Origin of the sequence: Kitasatospora sp. NPDC005748, assembly GCF_040630735.1 — a bacterium.
GTDB lineage: Bacteria > Actinomycetota > Actinomycetes > Streptomycetales > Streptomycetaceae > Kitasatospora.
Map to the genome: position 1 here is coordinate 72,726 of NZ_JBEXYD010000012.1, position 22,891 is coordinate 95,616.

General features: G+C 75.6%; 20 protein-coding genes. 7 read left to right on the plus strand and 13 right to left on the minus strand.

Going from position 1 to position 22,891, the window contains the following annotated elements; all coding sequences use genetic code 11:
* Positions 1 to 216 precede the first annotated feature (216 nt).
* Entirely contained in the window at positions 217 to 999 is a 783-nt protein-coding gene (locus ABZ495_RS12505) for an IclR family transcriptional regulator (RefSeq protein WP_359835623.1), read from the plus strand.
* A gap of 76 nt (positions 1,000 to 1,075) precedes the next feature.
* On the opposite strand, the gene ABZ495_RS12510 is transcribed toward ABZ495_RS12505, so the two are convergent.
* The 6 genes from ABZ495_RS12510 to ABZ495_RS12535 form a co-directional block, all read right to left on the minus strand.
* Positions 1,076 to 1,894, minus strand: a complete 819-nt coding sequence (locus ABZ495_RS12510) for a winged helix-turn-helix domain-containing protein (protein ID WP_359835625.1) — start codon at positions 1,892 to 1,894, stop codon at positions 1,076 to 1,078.
* Positions 1,895 to 1,976: 82 nt separating this feature from the next.
* Positions 1,977 to 2,105 (minus strand): hypothetical protein, encoded by a 129-nt coding sequence (locus ABZ495_RS12515; RefSeq protein ID WP_329490566.1) that lies wholly within the window; start codon positions 2,103 to 2,105, stop codon positions 1,977 to 1,979.
* 660 nt (positions 2,106 to 2,765) lie between these two features.
* Positions 2,766 to 3,314: an ATP/GTP-binding protein gene (locus tag ABZ495_RS12520; protein ID WP_329492336.1), complete on the minus strand. Its 549-nt coding sequence runs from the start codon at positions 3,312 to 3,314 to the stop codon at positions 2,766 to 2,768.
* A gap of 70 nt (positions 3,315 to 3,384) precedes the next feature.
* Positions 3,385 to 3,714, minus strand: coding sequence for a DUF742 domain-containing protein (locus ABZ495_RS12525; protein WP_329492335.1), 330 nt, complete (start codon positions 3,712 to 3,714; stop codon positions 3,385 to 3,387).
* A 146-nt stretch (positions 3,715 to 3,860) separates the two neighbouring features.
* A complete protein-coding gene (locus tag ABZ495_RS12530) occupies positions 3,861 to 4,280 on the minus strand; it encodes a roadblock/LC7 domain-containing protein (RefSeq protein WP_329490565.1) in 420 nt (139 codons plus the stop codon).
* Positions 4,277 to 7,234: a nitrate- and nitrite sensing domain-containing protein gene (locus ABZ495_RS12535; protein WP_359835627.1), complete on the minus strand. Its 2,958-nt coding sequence runs from the start codon at positions 7,232 to 7,234 to the stop codon at positions 4,277 to 4,279. The genes ABZ495_RS12530 and ABZ495_RS12535 overlap by 4 nt, the downstream gene beginning before the upstream one ends.
* Positions 7,235 to 7,805: 571 nt before the next feature.
* On the opposite strand from ABZ495_RS12535, the gene ABZ495_RS12540 reads away from it, so the two are divergent.
* The 3 genes from ABZ495_RS12540 to ABZ495_RS12550 all read left to right on the plus strand — a co-directional run bounded on the left by ABZ495_RS12540 (position 7,806) and on the right by ABZ495_RS12550 (position 12,198).
* Positions 7,806 to 9,635 carry an AMP-dependent synthetase/ligase gene (locus tag ABZ495_RS12540; protein WP_359804287.1) on the plus strand — a complete coding sequence of 610 codons (1,830 nt, stop codon included), beginning with the start codon at positions 7,806 to 7,808 and terminating at the stop codon, positions 9,633 to 9,635.
* A 213-nt stretch (positions 9,636 to 9,848) separates the two neighbouring features.
* The gene (locus ABZ495_RS12545) at positions 9,849 to 10,997 is read left to right on the plus strand and encodes a polysaccharide deacetylase family protein (RefSeq protein ID WP_359804286.1); all 1,149 of its coding nucleotides are present in this window, start codon (positions 9,849 to 9,851) and stop codon (positions 10,995 to 10,997) included.
* A 322-nt stretch (positions 10,998 to 11,319) separates the two neighbouring features.
* Positions 11,320 to 12,198 (plus strand): nitroreductase/quinone reductase family protein, encoded by an 879-nt coding sequence (locus ABZ495_RS12550; protein ID WP_359835630.1) that lies wholly within the window; start codon positions 11,320 to 11,322, stop codon positions 12,196 to 12,198.
* A gap of 123 nt (positions 12,199 to 12,321) precedes the next feature.
* Here ABZ495_RS12550 and ABZ495_RS12555 read toward each other — a convergent pair whose 3' ends face one another.
* From ABZ495_RS12555 to ABZ495_RS12570, 4 genes are all read right to left on the minus strand, one after another.
* Entirely contained in the window at positions 12,322 to 13,101 is a 780-nt protein-coding gene (locus ABZ495_RS12555) for an SGNH/GDSL hydrolase family protein (RefSeq protein ID WP_359804338.1), read from the minus strand.
* 319 nt (positions 13,102 to 13,420) lie between these two features.
* Positions 13,421 to 13,783 (minus strand): glyoxalase, encoded by a 363-nt coding sequence (locus ABZ495_RS12560; protein WP_359835632.1) that lies wholly within the window; start codon positions 13,781 to 13,783, stop codon positions 13,421 to 13,423.
* Between the two features lie 4 nt (positions 13,784 to 13,787).
* Positions 13,788 to 14,597, minus strand: a complete 810-nt coding sequence (locus ABZ495_RS12565; RefSeq protein WP_359835634.1) for a hypothetical protein — start codon at positions 14,595 to 14,597, stop codon at positions 13,788 to 13,790.
* A gap of 204 nt (positions 14,598 to 14,801) precedes the next feature.
* A complete protein-coding gene (locus ABZ495_RS12570; RefSeq protein ID WP_359835635.1) occupies positions 14,802 to 15,692 on the minus strand; it encodes a hypothetical protein in 891 nt (296 codons plus the stop codon).
* A gap of 546 nt (positions 15,693 to 16,238) precedes the next feature.
* Here ABZ495_RS12570 and ABZ495_RS12575 point away from each other — a divergent pair.
* Entirely contained in the window at positions 16,239 to 17,408 is a 1,170-nt protein-coding gene (locus tag ABZ495_RS12575; protein WP_359804281.1) for an exonuclease SbcCD subunit D, read from the plus strand.
* Positions 17,405 to 20,455, plus strand: a complete 3,051-nt coding sequence (locus tag ABZ495_RS12580; protein ID WP_359804280.1) for an SMC family ATPase — start codon at positions 17,405 to 17,407, stop codon at positions 20,453 to 20,455. Before ABZ495_RS12575 ends, ABZ495_RS12580 begins: the two co-directional genes overlap by 4 nt.
* Before the next feature lie 67 nt (positions 20,456 to 20,522).
* Here ABZ495_RS12580 and ABZ495_RS12585 read toward each other — a convergent pair whose 3' ends face one another.
* A complete protein-coding gene (locus ABZ495_RS12585; protein WP_359835637.1) occupies positions 20,523 to 20,744 on the minus strand; it encodes a hypothetical protein in 222 nt (73 codons plus the stop codon).
* Positions 20,745 to 20,996: 252 nt separating this feature from the next.
* Here ABZ495_RS12585 and ABZ495_RS12590 point away from each other — a divergent pair, with 252 nt between their 5' ends.
* Positions 20,997 to 21,599, plus strand: coding sequence for a DUF1990 domain-containing protein (locus ABZ495_RS12590; protein ID WP_359835638.1), 603 nt, complete (start codon positions 20,997 to 20,999; stop codon positions 21,597 to 21,599).
* A 175-nt stretch (positions 21,600 to 21,774) separates the two neighbouring features.
* Here the strand turns inward: ABZ495_RS12590 and ABZ495_RS12595 are convergent, their stop codons facing one another.
* Together ABZ495_RS12595 and ABZ495_RS12600 are read right to left on the minus strand one after the other, a co-directional pair.
* Complete coding sequence (locus tag ABZ495_RS12595) at positions 21,775 to 22,212, minus strand: YjbQ family protein (protein WP_329490552.1); 438 nt, start codon at positions 22,210 to 22,212, stop codon at positions 21,775 to 21,777.
* 254 nt (positions 22,213 to 22,466) lie between these two features.
* Positions 22,467 to 22,733: a hypothetical protein gene (locus tag ABZ495_RS12600; protein WP_329490551.1), complete on the minus strand. Its 267-nt coding sequence runs from the start codon at positions 22,731 to 22,733 to the stop codon at positions 22,467 to 22,469.
* Between the last annotated feature and the right edge of the window lie 158 nt (positions 22,734 to 22,891).

Here is a 22,891-nt window from a genome sequence, read left to right on the forward strand (position 1 = left end):
CGACAACTCGGACTCCGGACGGGGCCGTCCGGGGCGATGTGCCGAGCGTTCCACGGCGAGGGAGCGCGAAGCAAGCTTTTGCCACATCGTGGGATCACTTGTTCATCAACGCCATCCCATTGCAATGCCACCGACACAATTCCGCAGCAGCGGCTGCCATAGTCTGGAACCGACCCCGGTGGACCCGCCGGGGCGCCGGACCGAACGCGAGGTGCCATGGCCGAGGCCGCCACCGCCGTCCAGAGCCCGCCGGCCGGTGCACAGGCCGTCCAGCGGGCCCTCGGGCTCCTGCACTGCTTCCACGACAACGGCCCCGACCTGAGCGCCTCGGACCTGGCCCGCCGGATGGACCTCTCGGTCTCCACCGCGCACCGACTGGCCCGCACCCTGGTCAGCGCCGGCTTCCTGGAGCAGGACGAGCAGACCGCCCGGTACCGGCTCGGCCCGGCCGTCGCCGAACTCGGCCAACTCAGCTTCCACCAGCGGGGGCTGCACCTGGCAGCACCCGAACTGGACCTGCTCGCCAAGCGCACCGGGGCCACCGCGGACCTCGCGATCCGCAGCGGCCCGCACGCGGTCATCCTGGTCGGCGCCTCCGTGCGCCCGGACACCGGGCTCGGACTGCGGCGCCCGCTGCACTCGACGGCGCTGGGCAAGGTCCTGCTGGGCTGGCCGCGCCCCGGCGAGCCGCAGCCTTCGACGATCGGCCCGCTGCTGCCGTTCACCGACCGGACCATCACCGAACCCGCCCGGCTGGACGCGGAGTTGGCGAAGGTACGGGCCGCCGGCTACGCGCTCAACGACGGCGAGTCGGCGGCCGGGGTCCGCACCGTGGCCGTCCCGGTACTGGACGGCGCCGGGCAGGCCCGGTTCGCACTGGCCGTCCGCTCGACTCCGGCGCACCTGACCGACGACCGGCTGGACTGGTTCCTGGGGCACGCGCGGACCTGTGCCGCCGCACTGGCCGTCCTGCTGCTGCCGCCCGACCAGCGAGCCTGATCGGTCGTCATTCATGCGTCACGGGCCGGGCGTTCGAAGGAACGCCCGGCCCGTGACGACGGAATTCAGCAGCGGGTCACGCCACCGGGGTGTACTTGTAGCCGACCCGGCGGACCGTGACGATGCTGTCGCGGTAGGCCGCGCCGAGCTTGCGGCGCAGGCGCGCCACGTGCACGTCCACCGTGCGGCCGTCGCCCACGTGGCCGTAGCCCCAGACGGCGGAGACCAGGTGGTCACGGGTGTGCACCCGCTGCGGGTGCTCGGTCAGGTGCGCCAGCAGCTCGAACTCCAGGTAGGTGAGGTCGAGCAACCGCCCGTCGACGTAGGCGTTGCGCCGCTCGGTGTCGACCGAGATGCCGTGACCGGCGGGCCGAACCGGACGGGCGGCCTGCGGCTGGACCTGAGCGCGGGGCTGGGTCGGGTCCGGCGCCTGCGCGGCGAGGAGCGGGGCGCCCTGGACGTGCTGACCGGGGCCGACCGCGGCGGCGCCGCCGAGCGGCGCGCCGCCCTCGGCGGGCACCAGCACCAGGTAGCCGACCATCGGATGGCCGGCCGAGGCGCCGAACTGCGCGCCGTACTGGGCGAGCAGGGCCTGCGGCAGCGCCCCCTGCGGGAGCGCGGCGACGACGGTGGCCCCCTCCGGCAGCGCGGCGAGCAGGGCCTGCGCGACCTGGCCGCCCTGCGGCGCCGGGGCCGCGACCGGGGCGGGCGCCGCGAAGTGCGACGGCGCCTGGCCGACCTGGTGGTGCGGCCCCGACTGGTGCTGGGGGGCGGCGGGGTGCGGCGGGATCGTGGCGCCGTGCCATCGTTCGGCGCTCGACGGGACGGAGCGGACCGCGCGCAGGTGCGGGGTCGCGGCGGGAAGGGGAAGGGTGGCCGTGGAGGAGGAAGACATGGTGCCGCTCATTTCGCGCGTGACGGACGGGGTGGAGTCGTCTGCGCGTCGACCGGGTGTACTGCCGGGGGCTGAACCGAGGTCAGCGGACGGCGGGCCGGGACGCGCTGGGCGAGCCCGGACACGTCTGGTCGAACAGGTGCGGCTGCCGGGACGGCCAGAACGGCTCAAGGTCGAGGTGACCTCGGCTGCTGTCCACGACGTTGCTCATGCGCCCATTCAACCATGTGAACGGACCGTTGCACCGCACGCGGTGCGACGCTCCCGGCACGCCGACGGTCACGGCGGCAGCAGGGGTGGTGATGGGGCTGGCGAGGTTCACTGGTGGTCTCCGCGAGAGCGGGCATGGGAAACGGCGGCACGGCCGGACACCGGCGTCCGGTGCGGCTGGGCCTACGGATTGACGGAGCGTCAGAGGCACGCTTCACGACCGGGCGGGCCGCGAAGTCCGTCGGGCTACCGGGAGGCCGGCCGGTCCGTCACCGACAGCAGGCGCTGCAGATCAGCGCGTGGTCGATGTACCGGCGGATCGTCAGGGCCGGCGTGACCGGGGCCGGCGCGGCCGCGGCGCGGCGGTGGTCGACGGTCACGGTACTGCCCTCCCCCTGGTCCTGGACGCGGTCGCGTGAGCGGTGCGTCGTGGTGCGCCGCCGGGCTTCCCGCGGCGTTCCGGTGTGCTCCGAGGCATCCCGAACCGCAGGGCCGGGCGGCCTTCGTCCAGAGCCTTCCACGCCGGACCCGGTCTAGGCAACCTACCGACCGGCGGACGTCCGGCATACGGACGCCCGAATGAGACGACGGCTCCTGGCGGCCGCCGGCGACCGCCCGGGCTCCCCGGCGTCTGCGCCGGGCCTGATCGGCAGAGCACCGGTCAGGACCGGCCCGCGCCGCCCCTTCGCTGTGCGCCGACGTGCTCGACCAGGGCGACCAGCACGTCCTTGCCGTCCTCGCGCCGGCGGGCGTCGCAGAGCAGCACCGGGATCCCCGGGTCCAGGTCGAGCGCGTCCCGGACCTCCTCGGCGGCGAACAGCTCGGTGCCGTCGAAGCAGTTGACGGCCACCACGAAGGGGATGCCGCGCTGCTCGAAGAAGTCCACCGAGGGGAAGCAGTCCGCCAGTCGGCGGGTGTCGGCGAGCACCACCGCACCGAGCGCACCGCGCGCCAGCTCGTCCCAGACGAACCAGAACCGGTCCTGCCCCGGGGTGCCGAACAGGTAGAGCGCCAGCCCGGCGCGCAGGTCGATCCGGCCGAAGTCCATCGCCACGGTGGTGGTCCGCTTGGCCTCCACCCCCGCGGTGTCGTCCACCGGGCGGCCGAGTTCGCTCAGCTCCTCCTCGGTGCGCAGCGGGCGGATCTCACTGACCGAGCCGACCAGCGTGGTCTTGCCCGCGCCGAAGCCGCCCGCGACCAGGATCTTCACCGCGACCGCCGGACCACCCCGCCAGGGCGGGTCGTTGACCGTGGCACCGGCGGCGGCGTTCTCGTGGTGGTCAGAGCGCACGGAGTCCATTGATCACGTCTCGCAGCAGGCGCTCGTCCGGCAGCTCGGCGAGCGGAACGGGTCGGGTGACGCTGATCAGCTCGGCGTCGTAGAGGTCGCCGAGCAGCACGCGGACCACACTGACCGGCAGGTCGGTGTAGGAGCCGAGCTCGGCGACGGACAGCGGTTCGCGGCGGCACCAGGTCAGGATGGTCTGGTGCTCCGGGTCGAGCACCAGCGCGGGCACCGCCCCGGCCCGGGGCCCGGGTTCGGCGACGGTGATCAGCGAGATCAGGTCGAACAGGCCGTCCTCGACCGGGCGGGTACGGCCCCGGGTCATCGAGTACAGCCGCACCACCGGACCGGCCTCGTCGTCGAACCACCGGTCGTCGACCGGGGTGCGCGGCTGGAACAGGTCGACCCCGGACTCGTCCCCGGCCGGGTCGTCCTGTTCCAGCTCGGGCTCCTCCTCCGCCATCGGGCCGCTCATCTCCCCGGCGGGGCGGCTTCGGTGCGCGGCTCGGCGGCCATGTGCTCGCCGACCCGCTTGACCAGCAGGGCCATCTCGTAGGCGATCTGGCCGATGTCGGCCTCGGCCTCGCTCAGCACCGCCAGGCAACTGCCGTCGCCGGCCGCGGTGATGAAGAGGAAGGCCTCGTCCAGCTCGACCATGGTCTGGCGGACGCCGCCGACCTTGAAGTGCCCGCCGGCGCCCTTGGCCAGGCTGTGGAAGCCGGCCGCGACGGCGGCCAGGTGCTCGGCGTCCTCGCGGTCGAGGTCGCGGGAGGCCCCGGTGGCCAGCCCGTCACTGGACAGGATCACCGCGTGCCGCAGGGCCGCGACGCGCCCCACGAGATCGTCGAGAAGCCAGTTGAGGTCCCCGGACGACTGCGTCGAAGTGGTCATGAATCTCTTCCTTCCGCTGGAGCGGGTGGTGCGGGTGGTGCCTTCACTGCGGGTGGTGCCTTCACTGCGGATGCTGCAGGTGGTGCCGGTACCGCGGGTGTCGAGGGTGCTGTCCGTGCGGAGCGCGGGGCGGGCGACGCGCCCGGTACCCAGCGGGCGAGCGGGGCCCGGTCGCCGGGCGGCGGGGCGGGCAGGGCCGCCGGGGCCGGGGCCGGTGCGATCGCGCGCCGGTTCGGGTCCGGCGGCTGCCACGGGGGCACGGCGGCCGGCCGGGCGGGCGGGACGGGGGCCGCCGAACCGCGGCCCCGGGTGAAGCCGCGCTGGAAGGAGGCGAACGTCGCCCGCGCCTCCTCCGGCGAGCGCTCGCGGGCGGTCTCGGCGGCCGACCGGCCGGGCTCCTGGACGGCGCGCTCCCGGAGCTGGGGCGCGAGGCTGGCCTGCCGAACGCGGCGCGGCAGCGGACCGGGTCCGCCGGCGGGAGGACCGTCGGCCGCCTGCCCGGCGGAGGGCTGCTCCGCCGGGGGCTGCGCTGCCATGGATCGCCCGGCCTCGGGCAGCCCGGCTTCCGGCCGCCCGACCGGGGGCCGACCGACCGAGGAGAGCCTGGCGGAGGGGAAGGCGGCCGGCGGCTGCTGCCCGACCGGCGTGCGGTCCGGCCCACCGGCGGCACCGGCGTCCTGCGGTCCGGCCTCGGCGCCCTCCGGCGCGGCCAGGCCCTCCCGGCGGTGACGGCCCGGGCCCCGGACCGCCTCGTCCGGCGAGGCCGTGACCAGCGTCGGCCCGGTCCTGTTCCGCGCCCGCCGCGGCAGACCGCCCGGGGTACGGGTGGTGTCGGGCGCCGACGGCCGCGGGCCGCCGCTCCCCCGGTGGCGTCCGCCCTGGTCGGACGCGGTCCCGGCGGCCCGACCGGCCTCCGGCCCCGGCCCGCCGTCGGCCGCGCCGCTCGCACCGCCCGCCGTACCCGCGCCGCCCGGCGGCGGCACCACGACCAGATCGCGCTCGCCCTGCCCGGCCGGCACCGCACGCCGGCCGGGAGCCGCCCCGGCCGGCGGCCCGTCCGACGCCTCCGCCAGCAGCTCGCGCGGGATCAGCACCACCGCGGTCGTCCCGCCGTACGGCGACGGCCGCAGGTGGACCCGGATGCCGTGCCGGCGGGCCAGCCGGCTGACCACGAAGAGGCCCAGGCGGTCGGTGTCCGCGAGGTCGAACTCCTGCTCCACCGCGAGGCGCTCGTTGATCTCGGCGAGCGCGAGTTCGCTCAGCCCGAGCCCCCGGTCGTCGATCTCCAGCGCGAAGCCGTGGGCCACCACCTCGCCCTGGACGGTCACCTGGGTGCTCGGCGGGGAGTACACCGCGGCGTTCTCGACCAGCTCGGCGATCAGGTGGGTGACGTCCGCGACCGCGCTGCCGAGCAGCCCGGTGCCGGGGAACGGCCGGACGATCACCCGCGCGTAGTCCTCGACCTCGCCGACGGCGGCACGGACGACGTCCACCATCCGCACCGGCTTGCGCCAGGCCCGGCCCGGGGAGCCGCCGGCCAGGATGATCAGGCCCTCGGCGTGGCGGCGCATGCGGGTGGTGAGGTGGTCGACCTTGAAGAGGTCCTCCAGCTCCGCCGGGTCCTCGGTGCGGCGCTCCATGGTGTCCAGCAGCGTCAGCTGGCGGTGCAGCAGCACCTGGCTGCGGCGGGCCAGGTTGACGAAGACCGCGGAGACGCCGCGCCGCAGGTCCGCCTGTTCGACGGCGGCCTCGACGGCGGCCCGCTGGACGGCGTTGATCGCCCGCCCGACCTGGCCGATCTCGGCCGAGCCGAACTGCAGCTCCGGCGCCTCGGTCGCGACGTCCACCGCCTCGCCCTTGCGCAGCCGCAGCATCACCGAGGGCAGCCGGGTGCCGGCCAGCTCGTTGGCCGCGTTGCGCAGGCCGATCAGCTCGCGGGCCAGGCCCCGGCCTATTCGGTAGGAGATCATCACCGACAGCACCACCGCGACCAGGCCGATCGCACCGGCGATGCCGCCGCGCCAGAGCAGCCCGATCGCGTACGAGCGCTCCCGGTCGCCGATCGCCCCGGCCAGCCGGGTGTTGATGGCGGCGAGGTCCCCCAGCGCGCGGTCGGCGGTCTCCCGCCAGGAGTCGCCGTTGATCGCCTGGACCACCCGCTCCGGCCCGCCCGCGCCCACGAAGTCGGCCTCGGCGCGGGACAGCGCCGCCCAGGCCTCGCCGCCGCGCAGCGCGATGTAGTCGCTCTGGTCGGCCGGGTCGAGCTCGGCGATGTAGACGGTGAACAGCGCCTGCTGGTTGTGCAGGGCGTCGATCGCGACCTGGTACTGCTCGGCGGTGGGCCGACCGGAGGCGGTGCTCAGGCCCTCCATCGCCGCGTCCTCCTGGGAGAGGTACTCGCGGGCCCGGGCCAGCTCGATCAGGATCGTCCCCTGGCGCGGCAGCTGGCCGCTCTGGCGGGCGACGAAGGCGGACCGGAAGCCGAAGGTGGGCTTGACGAGGTCGCTGTACTGCCCGAGCGCGAACTCCCAGTTGAGCGAGGAGCGGTTGATCTGGCTGCGGAGCGGGGTCAGCTGGTCGGCGGCCGCGAGGATCTGCAGGTACCGGCCGCGCTGCGCCGCGTCGAGCTTGCCCCCGTCGTCGGTCTTCTTCAGCCGCAGCGTCACGAGGTCCCGGTCGGTGACGGCCTGGGCCTGCTCGAAGGCGTCCCGGGCGGCCCGCGAGCTCGGGTCGGCCAGCCGCTGGACGGCGGCGCGGCGCTCGTTCTGCAGGTCGTACGCGTACTGGTCGACCGGCTTGCCGAACTCCTTGTACGTACTGCTGACCGCCAACTGGCTCCAGACGTCACCGGTGGTGGCGAGCGTCGCGTACACCCACAGGGCGGTGAGCGCGACGATGGGCACCAGGAGCAGCGCGATGATCTTCGCGCGGATCGAGCTGCTGCGCAGACGCATGGAGTCCTCGGTCGGGAAGTGCCAGGCGCGGACGGGGAGCGGTTCGAAGGGGCGGTCGGCAGAGGCGGGCTGGCGGTGACGGTACGGCGGCGGTGGTGCGGGGTGGTGCGCGACCTAGGGCGAGGCCTTCGGGTGGGGCTGTCGTTCGGGGTCGTTGTTCGGGGCTGTGGACCAGGGTGGCTCACGGCTGTCAACCAGGGCTTTCGTCCTGGTTTCCGGCGGTCGGACCAGGCCGGTCGGCGAGGCCTCGGCCGCAGGTCTGCGAGAGCCTACTACGCCCTGACCACTCGTTCGAGGGTCGAACCCGCCCTCTCCCGACCCCCGGCCCGATGATGTCCGAATGATCCCTGTCATCCTGGATTCACCCCTCGGCCGCCCAGCCCCGGCCATCCCCCGCCGCGGCACTTTCCCTACGGGCCGGTGCCGATCTCGTCGCGTCACGGTCACACCCCTGGGCAGTGACAGAGCAATCCGATAGTTTCGCTCCACCTGCCCGACCGTTCAGCGCGCCGCCGATCCGGACGCCCGTACGGGCCCGGCAGGCAGGGGCCACAACGGGATCGGGGGCAATGTGCGCGAGTTCAGCTCCCCCGCACCGACCGGACCACCGGCCACCGGCGGGCTGGCCGACTCGCTCTACGACACCGCCGAACGCAGGTCCGGCCTGGTCCAGCTGGCCCGCCGGACGGACGGCGACCCGCAGTGGCACGAGGTCACCGCGACCGCCTTCCGGGACGAGGTGCTGGCGCTCGCCAAGGGCCTGCTGACCCGGGGCGTCCGGTACGGCGACCGGGTCGCGCTGATGTCCCGCACCCGCTACGAGTGGACGCTGTTCGACTACGCGCTCTGGTCGATCGGCGCGATCACCGTCCCGATCTACCCGACCGCGGCGCCCGAGCAGGTCCGCTGGATCCTCGCCGAGACCCAGGCGGTGGCCTGCCTGGTCGAGGACGAGGACCACGCCATGACGGTCGGCGCGGTCTGCGACGCGCTCCCCGACCTCACCGGCATCTGGCAGTTGGACCGGGGCTGCGTCGACTCGATCACCGAGGACGGCCGCGGGGTACCCGACTCGCTCGTCCACCGCCAGCGGCTCGGCGTCGCGGCCGAGAACGTCGCCACCATCGTCTACACCTCCGGGACGACCGGCCGCCCCAAGGGCTGCATGCTCACCCACGCCAACCTGGCCTCGGCGGCCGACGCCCTGCTGGACGGCTGGGCCGAGGTCTTCGCGGACACCGGCGGCGGCCAGCCGTCGACCCTGCTCTTCCTCCCGCTGGCGCACGTCTACGGCCGGATGGTGCAGATCGCGGCGATCCGCGGCGGCTTCCGGATCGGGCACATCCCCGAGGTCTCCACCGAGGCCCTGCTGCCCGCGCTCGCCGCGTACCGGCCGACCTTCCTGCACCTCGTCCCCTACGTCTTCGAGAAGGTGTTCCAGCAGGCCCGGCGGGCGGCCGAGGAGGCCGGGCGGGGCGAACTCTTCGAGCAGGCCCGGCAGGTGGCCGTCGAGTGGGCCACCGCCCGCGAGCAGCGCGCGCTGGGCCACGGCCCCGGACCGGGCCCCCGGCTGCGGCTGCGCCACCTGGCGTACGAGCGGACCGTCTACCCGCGACTGCGGGCCGTGCTCGGCGGCCGGGTGCGCGGCGTGATGTGCGGCGGCTCGGCCCTCAACCGGGAGCTCGCCCTCTTCTTCACCGGCATCGGCCTCAGCCTGTACGAGGGTTACGGCCTCACCGAGACCTCCGCCGCGATCACCGCCAACCCGGCCGGCCGGCAGAAGCTCGGCACGGTCGGCCGCCCCGTCCCGGGGGCCTCGGTGGCCATCGCCGACGACGGCGAGGTGTGGGTGCGCGGCTCCGGCGTCTTCGGCGGCTACCTCAACCACCCGAGCTGCACCGAGGAGTCGCTGTACGACGGCTGGTTCGGCACCGGCGACCTCGGCCGGCTGGACGAGGACGGCTACCTCACCCTCACCGGGCGCAAGAAGGACCTGATCGTCACCAGCAGTGGCAAGAACCTCGCCCCGGCCACGCTGGAGGAGCGGGTGCAGGCGCATCCGCTGGTCTCGCAGTGCCTGGTGGTCGGCGACGACCGCCCGTACGTGGCCGCGCTGATCACGCTCGACCCGGCCGCCCTGGCGCACTGGCTGAAGTCGCACGGCCGGGAGCAGTTGGACCCGTGGGCGGTGCTCTCCGACGAGCAGTTGCACGCGGAGATCCAGCGGGCGGTGGCCGCGGCGAACACCGCCGTCTCCCGCGCCGAGTCGATCCGCGCGTTCCGGCTGCTGCCGCGCGAGTTCGGCGTCGACCAGGGCCTGATGACGCCCTCGCTGAAGCTGCGCCGGGCGGCGATCACGGAGTACTACCGGCCGGACATCGACGAGCTGTACAGCTCCTGACGGTCCGTCTCGTCCTCTTCGCGGTACGGATGACAGCGGGCTCACGGCACGTCACTCCCTTGACGATCCGAGTGGTCCAGTCCATTGTTTTGCCTCGGTCTGAGTGCGGCACGCCCACGGCTCCCGCCCCTCGGGGAGCGCTCCACCCCGTTCCACACGCCCTCCCCACGGGCGTGTCCTCCACTGCCCCCACGCAGGAGTCCACACGTGTCCATGTCCTCACGCCTGTCGGCGCTCGCCGCCTGCACGCTGCTCGCCGTCTGCGGTCTCGCGGCCCCGGCGTCGGCCTCGACCTCTACCTCGGCCGATTCCGCCGGACCCGCCGGGGCCGCGGCGCCCGCCGTCAATCTGGCCACCAACCCGGGCTTCGAGATCCCCGCCTCCTCGCTCGCCGACTGGGGCAGCGTCCCCGGCTGGCGCTGCACCGGCGGCCCCGCCGAGGCGTCCGCCACCACCACCGCCCCGCACTCCGGCGGCTCCGCCCTCGCCGTCACCCCGGCGAACGACGACTCCAACGGCGAGTGCGCGCAGACCGTCTCCGTCCGGCCCGGCACCACGTACACCGCCTCGGCCTGGGTCCGCGGCGCCTTCGTCCACCTCGGCGTCACCGGCACCGGGCGCGATGTCGCCCCGGCCTGGACGGCGACCACCAACGGCGGCTGGCAGAAGCTGACCACCCGGTTCACCACCGGTCCCGACGCGCGCACCGTCCGGCTGTACGTCCACGGCTGGTACCAGCAGGGTCCGTTCGCCGTCGACGACGTCCGGGTGGACGGTCCGGCGCCCGCTCCGGCCACCGCCGCCGGCTCGGTGCCGACCAGCGACCGGGTCGTCTTCTTCACCGTGGACGACGGCTGGCAGCGCACCCCCGAGGCGGAGCGGTTCATCGCCGACCACCAGCTGCCGATCACCGCGTTCCCGCTGCCCATGCCGGCCGCCACCGACCCCGACTTCTTCCGCCGCGTCACCGCCGTGCCCGGCTCCTCCATCCAGGATCACAGCGTCTCCCACCCGGATCTGACCACGCTCAGCCCGGCCGAGCAGCAGGTCGAGATCTGCGACGCCCGCGACGCCCAGGTCCGCACCTTCGGCACCGCCCCGACCGTCTTCCGCCCGCCGTTCTTCGCCTGGAACGCCGACACCCTGCAGGCCGCCGCCAACTGCGGCATCCAGCACGTGCTGACCGCCGACGCCGACTTCAGCTGGGGTGCCTCCAACATCTGGCACGAGGGCACCCTGTCCCCCGGCGACGTCGTCCTGATGCACTGGACCGACACCCTCGCCGGAGACCTCCAGCGCGCCCTCGCCGCCGCCGCCACCGCCGGGCTGAAGCCGGCCGGCCTGGCCTCCTACCTGCGGTAGCCCCGAGCCCGCGTCGCCGCTCCCCCGGGGGAAGAGCGGCGGCGCGCGCCGCCCTCGATCCTGATCGAGCTCGTTGACACGGGGTGGGCGGGTGACTGTAATGGGGGGCGTGCAGCGCGGTGTCGGCCAAAGAGAACTGGGCCGGCCGGCGACCGGGCGGGCACCTTCGACCGAGGGACGATGCGCGATGAGTTCTCACTCCGCTTCCCTGATCTGACCCAAGCGGCCGCGGCGCTGCCCGCACGCCCGCTTCGGTCCGTTGCGCTCGTGCGATGCGGCGCCGTGGCCTCCACTCCCCATGCACCGGAGACTCCACAGGCGTATGCCCATGTCTTTCAACCAAGCGATCATCGAGGAATTCCGAACCAACGGCGGCGAGGTCGGCGGCCCCTTCGAGGGCGGCGACCTGCTGCTGCTCACCACCACCGGCGCACGGACCGGACAGGACCACACCGTGCCGCTCGGGTACGTCCGCGCGGACGGTCAGCTGCTGGTCGTCGCCTCGGCGGCCGGGGCGCCGGACCACCCCCAGTGGTACCGCAATCTGCTCGCCCACCCCGTGGTCCGGGTGGAGCTCGGCACCGAGGTGTTCGAGGCCGTAGCGGTGCCGGCCGAGGGCGCCCGGCGGGACCGACTGTTCGAGGCGGTGGTCCGGGCGGCCCCCGGGTACGGCGACTACCAGGCGCACACCGCACGGGTGCTGCCGGTGGTGGCACTGGAACGGTCCGGGGCCGAGCCGCGCGAGGTGGCCGACCTGGCGGGAAAACTGCTGGAGGTGCACACCTGGCTGCGTGCCCAGCTGCGGCACGTCCGGGCCGAGACGGAGGCCCACTTCGCGGCCGGGCCCGCCGGTGACGGCCGGCCGCCAGGCCTCGGGCTGCAGATCCGGCAGCACTGCCTCGCGCTCTGCGCCGGGCTGACCCACCACCACACCGGGGAGAACGCCGCGATCTTCCCCGCGCTGGCGCGGAGCCACCCGCACCTGCGGGAGACGCTCGCCCGGCTGGGCGACGAGCACCGTTCGGTCGGCCGGATCAAGGACGGGCTGGTGAAGCTGCTCGCCGGGATCGGGGTGGCCGAACCCGAGCGGTTCCGGGCGGAGCTGGCCCGGATGTCGGCCGAGCTGGAGGCGCACCTGGACCACGAGGAGCGGGAGCTGCTGCCGGTGCTCGCCGGCATCCCTTTCCCACCGGGGCGGTGAGCCGGGGGGGGCGGTGAGCAGGTGCGCTGAGCAGGTGCGCTGAGCCGGTGCGCTGAGCGAGGCGCCGGCCGGTCCCGCCCCGGAGGTGGGCGGGACCGGCCGGCGCACCGGCTGCCGCGCCGGCTAGACCTGCGCGGAGAACACCGGGAGGTAGCCGCCCGACTGCCCGGCGGCCTTCGGGTGGTAGCTCTCCTCGATGGGCAGGGTCGTGCTGTTCAGCCAGGTGGTGCCGGAAGCGCAGATCTCGTGCCCGGTGAAGGCGCTCCGGACGTCACCGAAAGCGAAGCCGGCGTCGGCCGCCCGCTTGGCGATGACACCGTCGAGGACGTCCGCCGCGCTGTTGATGGCGGCGCGCTTGGTGTCGCCGATGCCGAAGATGCAGCTGCCGCCGACCTTGTAGAGGTGCGGGTAGCCCAGCACCACCACGCGGGCGTTGGGCGCCTTGGCGTGGATGGCCGCGTAGACCTGGTCGAGCTGGCCGGGCAGGGTGTTGTTGGCGTAGGTCTTCGCGGCGGCGACGGCGTTGAGGCAGGCGCTCTCCGAGTCCAGCACGCAGGTCTGCATGGTGCTGGCGAAGCCCGCGTCGTTGCCGCCGACGCTGATGCTGACGAGCGTCGTGCCGGAGTTCAGGACCGAGAGCTGGTTGTTGAGGACGTCACCGGTTCTGGCACCGGAACAGGCGACGAAGGAGAAGGACGAGGGCGCGTGCGCGTTCTTCCAGAGGTAGGCGTAGGCGTTGGTGCTGCGCTTGCAGCTGCCGCTCTCGCTCGTGTAGCTGCCGGAGCCGAGGCCGGAGGCGTAGGAGTCGCCGAGGGCGGCGTAGTTCACGCCGGCCGCGTGGGCGGACGAGGCTGCGAAGAGGGTGGTCATCGTGAGGAGAGCCGCGAGGGCGGCCATGGACATGGCACGGGTGGGGCGTAGCATGACACCTCCAGGGAGTGACGTGAGTCACATCTGTGATACCAGGCAGTAGGGTGCTCGGTAAGTGGTCATGCCAAGACAATTGACGGGAAGTCTGACGACGGTGGAGTGAACTCGGCGGCGGGATACGGCAAGTGCGCTGGTCAGGCCCCGGCGGCGCCGTCGGCGGCGCCGGTGTCGGGGTACCCCGATCGAGGGACAGTCACGAGGCCGTCGCGCACTCACCCGCCGGTGCCGGGGCCGGGAATCCGGGGCGGACGGCCGCCGGACGCCGCGCGGGAGCGGACACCGAGGCCTGCCGCTAGACGCAGACGATCTCCAGCTCGAAGCCCTGACCGTTGATCAGGTGCACCGCCTCGCCGGTGTCCACCCGGACCGTCCACCCGGCCGCGAGGGCGGCGGCCACCGCCGCGCGCGAGCCGTGCACGGCGAGGTGGTTGAGCCCGGCGCGCAGGCGCTGATGACCGCCGGGGAGCAGCGCGGTCGACTGCTCGATCACCAGGTAGGCGGTGCCCAGACGCCAGCTGCGGCCCCGGGGCCACTGCTGGAACGGCTCGCAGCCGAGGGCGAGCAGCACCGGGGACCACTGCGCCTCGGCGGCGGCGAGGTCGTCCACCCAGAGCTCGACGTGGTGGAAGAGCCCTGCCGGATGCGGCACCGTCACTCGGTCACCCTCCGCTCGCACGACGGCCGGGGGCGGGAGAGGCGGGGCTGGGGGCGTCGGGGTCGGGGGCGTCGGCGGGGGCGGCGCCGGCACCGGGGCCGGGGCCGGGGCCGGGGCGTGGGCCCGCGCCGGGGCCCGCGCCGAACCCCGGGCCCGGGCCCGGGTCACCCGTGGCGGCGCTCAGCCGGAGGGGTGCCGGGCCCGGGTGGGCGGCGCCGGGGAAGACCTCGCAGCCCTCGGCCGGCAGCTCCTCGATCGCCTCGTTGGCGGCCGAGGGCACCCCGAGCCACCGGACGCCCGCCGCGACCGCCGCCCGTGCCTGGCGCAGCCCCGGTTCACCCCAGCCGAGCAGCTCGACCGCGAGACCGGGCGCGACGAGCAGCCGCCGGTAGTGCCGCCCCGACGCCGGGTCCGCCGCGCTGGGACCGACGGCCCGCAAAGCGGCGGCCATCCGGACCCGGGCGCACTCGTGGCCACCGTTCGCCGAGCCGACCCGGTCGTAGAGGTAGCCGAGGTAGTGGGGCGTGCCGATCACCGCCTGGGCCTCCTCGGCCGCCTCGCGGGCCAGGGCGGAGCCCGGGTCGCCGTCGTCCTCGGGCTCCAGCGAACCGCCGGGGAGCGAGACGATGCCGTCCTTGGGGTTGACCAGGGTCAGCACCCGGCCGTCGGGCGCGAAGAGCCAGCCCCACGACTGCTTCACCGACAGCCCGGCCGGCACCCGCTCGCCCGGCCGCCACGGCCAGCCCGCCGTGGGACGCCGCCGCACCTTGCCCAGCAGCTCGGCGATCTCCGCGCTGTACTCGATCCGGCTCATGCGTCCCCCTTTCGGTGTCGGGCTCGCCGGACCGACGGTGCGCGGGGAGGACCTGCGTGCGCGGTACAGGGCGGAGCGGCGGAGGCGGCGGTGTGGGGCACCGCGCGCTTCTCCTGTTGATCTTCCCCGAAATCTTCCCCGAACAGGCGGTCGATGAACAGTCCCCAGCGCCGCTTGGTGGACACGGAGGCCTCACCCGGGTGGTCAGCCCAGCGGCCCACCCCCCTCCGGACCCCGGTCGCCGGAGGGCGGCGCGGCCCCCGGCGGCGCGGCGGGGAGCGGGAAGCCGGGCAGCGGTACGGCTCCGGGCGGGAACGGCACCCCCAGCGCGGCATCGTCGGCGAGCGCGTCGACCACCTCCCGGGCGGTCATCGGCCTCAGCCGGCCGGCCGCCAGGGCCCAGCCGCGCACCACCGGACCACCGGGCGCCGCAGGGTCCCCGTGCAGCAGGAGGGCGCCCGCGCCGCCGAGTGCCACCCCCGCCGCCAGGGTGGCGCAGAACGCCTCGGCGTCCCGGCCGCCGAGGAGGACCCGCCCGCCGTCGCCGCGCACGTCCGCCGCGGCGGTGAGGTGCTCGCCGTCCTCCGGGCCGTGGCAGCGCAGGGTCAGCAGGTGGCCGCCCTCCCCGGCGCCCTCGGCCAGCGCCAGGTACACCCCGGTGACGTGGTGCATCACCGCCACCAGCCGCGACTGCCCGGACGGGCCGTCGCCGACCGCGTCCAGCAACGCGGCGCAGGCGATCGAGATCCGCACCCGGGCCAGGTGGTCGTCGACCAGGACCGGGAGCAGCTCGGTCAGCTGCTCCCCGCCGTAGACGAAGGGCTCGCCGGCCAGCTCGGGGTCGGCCGCGTAGGCGACGCGGGCCGCCGCCGATCCGGGGTCGAGGCCGAAGGCCTCGCAGTAGTCCCGGTAGTCGGCCGGCTCGAACACCCTCAGGTGCACCTCGATGCCCTGCCCGCGCAGGGCCCGGAGCCGGGCCTGCGTCCGCCACAGGTAGTCCCGGAAGCCGAGCGGGCCGAACAGCCCGAGCCGGGCCAGCTCGGCGAAGTCGGCGGCGTGGACGGCCAGCGCCAGCGCCACCGGCTGCGGCGGCACACCGCGCGAGCCGCCCCGCTGCCGCGCCCGGACGCCGGGGCCGCCCGGCCCGGCCCCGCCTCCCCCACCGGCCGCCCGACCCCCCGGACCGCGGCCACCGCCCCGGCCGCCCGACGAGGGGCCACCCGGCGGGCCGCCGGCGAACGGGCCGCCCGGCCCCGGCCCGGACCGGACACGCGCCGGCGGCGGCGCTCCCGCAGCCGCCACGCGCCGCATCGCGCGCCGGGCGCGCCCGCCGGCCGCCGGGCGCCCGGGCCGGTCCCGCCCGACCGGCTCAGGCACGGCGGACGCCGACACGACAGGCACGGGCACGGACCCGGGCACGACGGACCCGACCACGCGGCGGCCGTCGACATTCGGGGACTGCACGGACATAGGCCCTCCCAGGGGCTCGTGCCGCCGCCCCGGGCTCGGAGCGGCCGGCGATCGAGAACATACACACCGTCACTGACAACGCACCCTGAGCGATCGGCCGGAGCCCCCGAGGACGGGTGTGACGTCCGATCCGGCCCGCGTTGTCAGTGCCGGACGTTATGGTCGGGGACCATGCGACTGCTGCATACCTCCGACTGGCATCTCGGGCGCTCCTTCCACCGGGAGAGCCTGCACGACGCCCAGCGCGCCTTCCTGGACCACCTCGTGGCGGTGGTCCGGGCCGAGCGCGTCGACGCCGTGCTCGTCGCCGGCGACGTGTACGACCGCGCGCTGCCCGGTCTGGAGGCGGTCGCCCTGTTCGACGACGTGCTGCACCGGCTGGCCGACCTGGGCGTGCCGACGGTGTTCATCAGCGGCAACCACGACTCGGCCCGCCGGCTCGGGGTGGGCGCGGGCCTGATCGGCCGGGCCGGCGTCCACCTGCGGACCGACCCGGGCGAGTGCGCGGTGCCGGTCCTGCTGGCCGACGAGCACGGGCCGGTCGCCGTCTACGGTCTGCCCTACCTGGAGCCGACGCTGGTCCGGGAGCGCTTCGGGCTGGCGCGCGGCGGCCACGCGGCGGTGCTCGGCGCGGCGATGGACGCCGTCCGGGCCGACCTCGCGAGCCGCCCCGCGGGCACCAGGTCGGTGGTGCTGGCCCACGCCTTCGTCACCGGCGGCGCACCCAGCGACAGCGAGCGGGACATCGCGGTCGGCGGAGTCGCCTCCGTCCCCGCGTCCGTCTTCGACGGTGTGGACTACGCCGCGCTGGGCCACCTGCACGGCTGCCAGACGCTCGCCCCGCACCTGCGCTACAGCGGCTCGCCGCTCGCCTACTCCTTCTCCGAGGCCACCCACCGCAAGACCATGTGGCTGGTCGACCTCGCGGCGGACGGCTCGGTCGCCGCCGAGCGGATCGACTGCCCGCGGCCGCGACCGCTGGCCCGCCTGCGCGGCCGCCTCGACCAGCTGCTGACCGCCCCGGAGCACGCCGAGCACGAGCGGTCCTGGGTCCAGGCCACCCTGACCGACCCCGGCCGCCCGGCCGAGCCGATGGAGCAGCTGCGCCGGCGCTTCCCGCACACCCTGCAGCTGCTCTTCGATCCCGAGGAGAGCGAGGCCGCCGCCTCCCCCTCGTACGCGGCCCGGGTCAGCGGCCGGGCGGACCTGGAGATCGCCGAGGGCTTCCTGCGGCACGTGCGCCCCGGCGCCGAGCCGGACGCGGACGAGCTCGGCTGGCTGCGCGAGGGCTTCGAGACCGTCCGGGAGAGCGACGACCGCAAGGCGGAGCTGCCGCGATGAGACTCCACAGCCTCACCGTCACCGCCTTCGGACCGTTCGCCGGCACCGAGACGGTGGACTTCGACGCGCTCGCCTCCGGCGGTCTCTTCCTGCTGCGCGGGGCCACCGGCGCGGGCAAGAGCAGTGTGCTGGACGCCGTCTGCTTCGCCCTCTACGGCGAGGTGCCCGGCGCCAGGCGGGCCAGCCGGCTGCGCAGCGACCACGCCGAACCGCTGCGGCTCACCCAGGTCCGGCTGGAGCTGACGCTCGGCGGGCGGCGGTTGGAGATCACCCGGCTGCCCGAGCAACTGCGCCCCAAGAAGGTCGGCCGGGGGACGACCGTCGAACGCGCCCAGACGCTGCTGCGCGAGTGGGCCGCCGACAGCGGCGACGGCACGCCGGGCTGGCGGGCGGTCAGCAAGTCGCACCAGGAGGCCGGGGAGGAGATCCACCGGCTGATCGGGATGAGCCGGGAGCAGTTCTGCCAGGTGGTGCTGCTCCCGCAGGGGGACTTCGCCCGCTTCCTGCGCGGCGACTCCGAGGAGCGCGGCAAGCTGCTCAGGCGGCTGTTCGACACCGAGCGGTTCCAGCACGTCGAGGCCTGGCTGGCCGAGCAGCGGCGCTCCCAGGAGGCCGCCGTCCAGACCGGCCGCCGGCGCCTGCGGGACTTGGCCAGCAAGGCCGAGCAGGCGGCCGGTCCGCAGGCCGAGCCCGCCGCCGGCTGGGTGCCCACCGAGGAGGAGTCGGCGCACCCCGCCGCGGACCTCACCGCCGGGGTGCTCGGCTGGGCCGCGATCCTGCGCGGCGGCGCCGCCGAGCAGCTCGCCGTCGCCGAGTCCGCGTTGGCCGGCGCCGAGGCCGGCCATCGCCGGGCCCAGGCGGACCGTGGGAACGCGGAGGAGCTGGCCGGCCGGCAGCGCCGCCACCGCGAGGCCGCCCTGGAGGCGGCCCGCCTCGCCGAGGGCGCACCGGCGATGGAGCGTGACTCCGCCAGGCTGACGGCCGCCCGGGCGGCCGTCGGGGTGGAGTCGCTGCTGCACCTGCGCGAGGCCGCCGAGGCCGCCCACCGGGCGGCCCACGAGGAGGAGCGCCGCCGGCGCGCCGCGCTGGCCGGCGCCCCGGACGGCGAGGGCCCGGCGCTGGCCCGCGCGGAGGCCGAGGAGCTGGCGGCGGCCGAGCACCGGCTGCGGGCCGAGGTGGTCCGGCTGGAGACGGCCCGGGCCGAGGAGCGGCGCTGCGCGGAGTTCCGCCGCGAGCAGGCGTCGCTGGAGGCCGACCGGCGGCGCGCCGAGGAGCTGGCCGAGGAGGCCGCCGACTGGCTGGCCGACTTCGACGGCCGGCTCGCCACGCTCCAGGAGGAGCAGTCCGCCGCCCGGGCCGCGGGTGCCCGGGTCGAGCAGCTGGACGTCCGGCAGGCCGAGCTCGCCGGGCGGCTGGCCGCCGCCCGCCGCCGGGACGAGCTGCGGGCATCGATCGCCGTGGCCGAGCCCCGGGCGCTCACCCTGCGCACCGAGGCGCTCGACGCCCGCGAGCACAGCCAGAACGTCCGCGAGCGCCGACTGACCGGCATGGCCGCCGAGCTGGCGGCGCAGCTGCGGTCGGGCGAGGCCTGCCGGGTCTGCGGATCGCCCGAGCACCCGGAGCCGGCCCTCCCGGCGAGCGGCCAGGTCGGCGCGGAGGAGGAGGACGCCGCCCGGGCCGCCCAGGCGCGGGCCGAGCAGGCGGCCGACACCGCCGAGCGGGAGCTGGCGGGCCTGCGGGTGAGCGAGGCGACCGCCGCCGGGGCGGCCGGGCCGGAGAGCGTCGCGGCCCTGGCCGAGGCGCTGGGCGCGCTGGAGCGCGAGCACCGCGAGGCGCTGCGGGCCGCGGAGGGCCTCGACCCGGTCACCCGGGAGCTGGAACGCCTGGCCCAGGACCAGGCCCGCCAGCTCGCCGCACTGCGCGACGCCGGTGAGCGCACCGCCGCGCTGACCGCCCGGATCCAGACCCTCGGCAGCGAGCAGGAGGAGCTGACCCGCCGGGTGACCGCGGCCCGGGGCGACGCGGCGTCGGTGTCCGCCCGGGCCTCGGCGCTGGCCGGCCTCGCCGGGAGCGTGGCGGCACTCGCCGGAGCGGCCCGGGCCTGCACGGACGCGGCGCTGCAACGGAAGAAGGCCGAGGACGAGCTGGCCAGGGCAGCCGTCGCGGCCGGGTTCCCGAGCCCGGAGGAGGCGACGGCCGTCCTGCTGCCTCGGGAGGAACGCGAGCGGCTGGAGGCCCGGCTGACCCGGCACCGCTCGGCACTGGCCGCGGCGGAGCGGGAGCTGGCCCGGCCCGAGCTGGCCGAGGCCGCCGGCCGCCCGCCGGCCGATCTGCCCGGCACCCAGGCCGAGCTGCTGGCGGCCACCGACCGGCTCCGCCGGGCGCACGCCGGCCACGAGGCGGCGCAGGCGCGCTGCACGGCACTGGCCGGGATCGGGCGGCAGCTGGCGGAGCTGGCCGCATCACTGGCCCCGGCCCTGGACCGGTACGCCCGGATCAACCGGCTGGCCTCCGTCGCCGCCGGCACCTCCACCGAGAACCGGCTGCGGATGCGGCTGGAGTCGTACGTCCTGGCGGCCCGGCTGGAGCAGGTGGCGGCGGCGGCGAGCGCCCGCCTGGTACGGATGTCGGGCGGCCGGTACACCCTGGTCCACAGCGACGGCCGGGGCACCGGCAACAAGCGCTCGGGCCTCGCACTGCGGGTGGTGGACGCCTGGACCGGGACCGAGCGGGACACCTCGACGCTCTCCGGCGGCGAGAGCTTCTTCGCCTCGCTCGCCCTGGCGCTCGGTCTCGCCGACGTGGTCACCGACGAGGCCGGCGGCATGCCGCTGGACACGCTCTTCATCGACGAGGGCTTCGGCACGCTGGACGAGCAGGCACTGGAAGAGGTGATGGACGTCCTCGACGGCCTGCGCGAGCGGGACCGCGCGGTCGGCATCGTCAGTCACGTCGCCGATCTGAGGAGCCGGATCCCGGCGCAGCTGATGGTCCGCAAGGGCCGCCGGGGCTCCACCCTCGCCCTCGCCGGGCGGGAGGACGCCTGAGGGGAGGCCCGGGGGCCGCGGGGCCCGGGGCGCCACGGCCGCGCCGGGCCCGGTCGGGTGCGCTCCGTCAGCCGGAGCAGGCGATCCGCTGCGCCTGCTGCCAGGTGCAGACCGGGCAGAGCGTGACACCGGGGTGGTCGGCGGGCAGTTCGGTCGGCTCCCCGCACAGCACGCAGTCCGCGCGCGGCCCGATCAGCTCCGGGTCGTGCGTCAGGGCGGCCTCCGGCCCGGCGCCACCGGGGACGAGTGCGCAGACCGGGTCCGTTTCGTTCTTCACCGCTTCGCTCATGCCGCCTTGATACTCCGCGCCCCCACCCCTCGGCAAGGCCGGCCCCGGCCGGACGGGCCCGGAGCGCTGGGCGGGCGGCCCCGCCGGCGACGCCGAGGCACCGGCGGCCGGGCGGGCGGAGCTACCGAGCCAGTACCAGCGCCGCCCAGGCCCGGCCGGACGGGCCCAAGGCGCCGCGAGTGCCACGACGGGCGACCCGTCCGCCCACCCCCACCCCCGTCCCGACGGCCGGGCCCGGTTACCGTGAGGCCCATGCCCGCCTCCTCCGCCTCCCCCGCCTCGCTCCACCGGCGGTTGCTCGCCGCTCGCGCCGCCGCCCCGACCTACCCGGAGGTGGGCGCCACCCGCGAGGCCCGGCTCCCCAAGGGCTACGCCCAGCTGCGGCGGCGGATCCACCTCGGGCACGGTCCCGACGTCCTGGAGCGGGCCGGGCGGTACGTGCTCGGCTGGGGCTGCCAGCTGGGCAGCGGCTTCGCCGTCCATCCGTACGCGCCGGCCGAGGAGGGCGCGACCGTCCTCCTGCGGCTGAGCCTGCCCGGGCTGCGGCGGCCCCGGCTGGTGATCCCCTGCCGGGTGGTGTGGACGGTGGACGAGCCGGACCGGATCGGCTTCGCCTACGGCACCCTCCCCGGGCACCCGGAGTGCGGCGAGGAGGCGTTCCTGGTGACCATGGACACCGCGGGCGAGGTCTGGTTCGAGGTGACCGCGTTCGCCCGGCTCGCCTCCTGGTACGCGCGGCTCGGCCGCCCGGTGGCGGTGCTCTGCCAGTACCTGGCCATCGAGCGCTACCTCGCCGCCGTCGCCACGGCGGCCTCCCCCGCCGGGGCGGCCACCCCACCGCAAGCCACGCCATAGGCCCCCGGCAGGACGGCCGGGCCGACGACGACTCCGATCCTCCCCGCACCCGGCCGGGCCGACGACCGCGCAGCCACCCGATAGCCGACCCGCCGACCACGACCGCGGCCGGCCACCCCACCGGAAGCCACGCCACGGGCCCCCGGCGGGACGGCCGGGCCGGGGTACGGGCCGGTCAGCCCAGGAAGGAGAGCCGGACCGTCCGGCGCGGGTTGTCTCGATTGGTGTCGATCAGGACGACGGACTGCCAGACGCCGAGCGCCAGTTGGCCGCCGATCACGGGCAGGGTGGCGTGCGGGGCGACCAGGCCCGGGACGACGTGGTCGCGGCCGTGACCCGGGCTGCCGTGCCGGTGACGCCAGCGGTCGTCGGCGGGCAGCAGTTCGCGCAACGTCGTGAGGAGGTCGTCGTCGCTGCCCGAGCCGGTCTCCAGCACGGCGATTCCGGCCGTGGCGTGCGGCACGAAGACGTTGAGCAGGCCGTCACGGCCGGCTGCCCGGTCGTTCAGGAACTCGGCGCAGCGGTCGGTGATGTCGAGGGCGACCTCGTGGCTGCCCGTGGTGATCTCGAAGGTGGTGGTGTGGAAGGGCGTGGAGTGGATGTTGTCCGCCATGAACGCCATCCTCACGTACCGCCGGGGGCACCGGGGCCCGCCTCGCCGACTCGCCGTGCTGGTGGGGGCAGGAGGCCGCACGGTGGACGGTTCGGGCTGCTCCCGGCCGGGCGGCCGGCCCCGGGCCCGGTTTGGGCCCGAGGGCTTGGGCCCGAGGAGCCCGAGGTCGGCCGAAGGACCCCGGGTACGCCGAAGACCCGACGGTCCCTGAGGTCCGCCGGGTCGGATGCCGGTGGGCGCGAGGGCTGGAGGCCCTAGCCGCGACCGCCGAACAGGCTCCGCCGCAGCCGGCGCAGCGGCGCCAGCAGCGACACCCGCGCATGGCGACGCGGCTCGGTCGGGGCACTGGAGCCGCGCGGCGTCAGTTCCCTTATCAACCCGAGTGCCTCGGCGGTGTCCACCGCCGGGAGTGCGGGCGCGCCGAGCACTGCCAGATGACGCTCGATCCGACGGCCGGTCGCGCCGACGCCGCACTGGATCGCCGGCACGCGGGGCCGGGACCGCACTTGCATGTGTTCCATCAGTTTTTCCCACCCCTACGAGGCGCCAGGGCCGTGAGGCGAAGACTATCCGTGACAGACGGCCTTCGCGCAACCGTCCTGGTGTGCTGCCACCGTATCGTGCGGCGTCAACTGACGCCGCACCAGGGGCCGCCCGGAGCGGTTACGACTGAGCATCA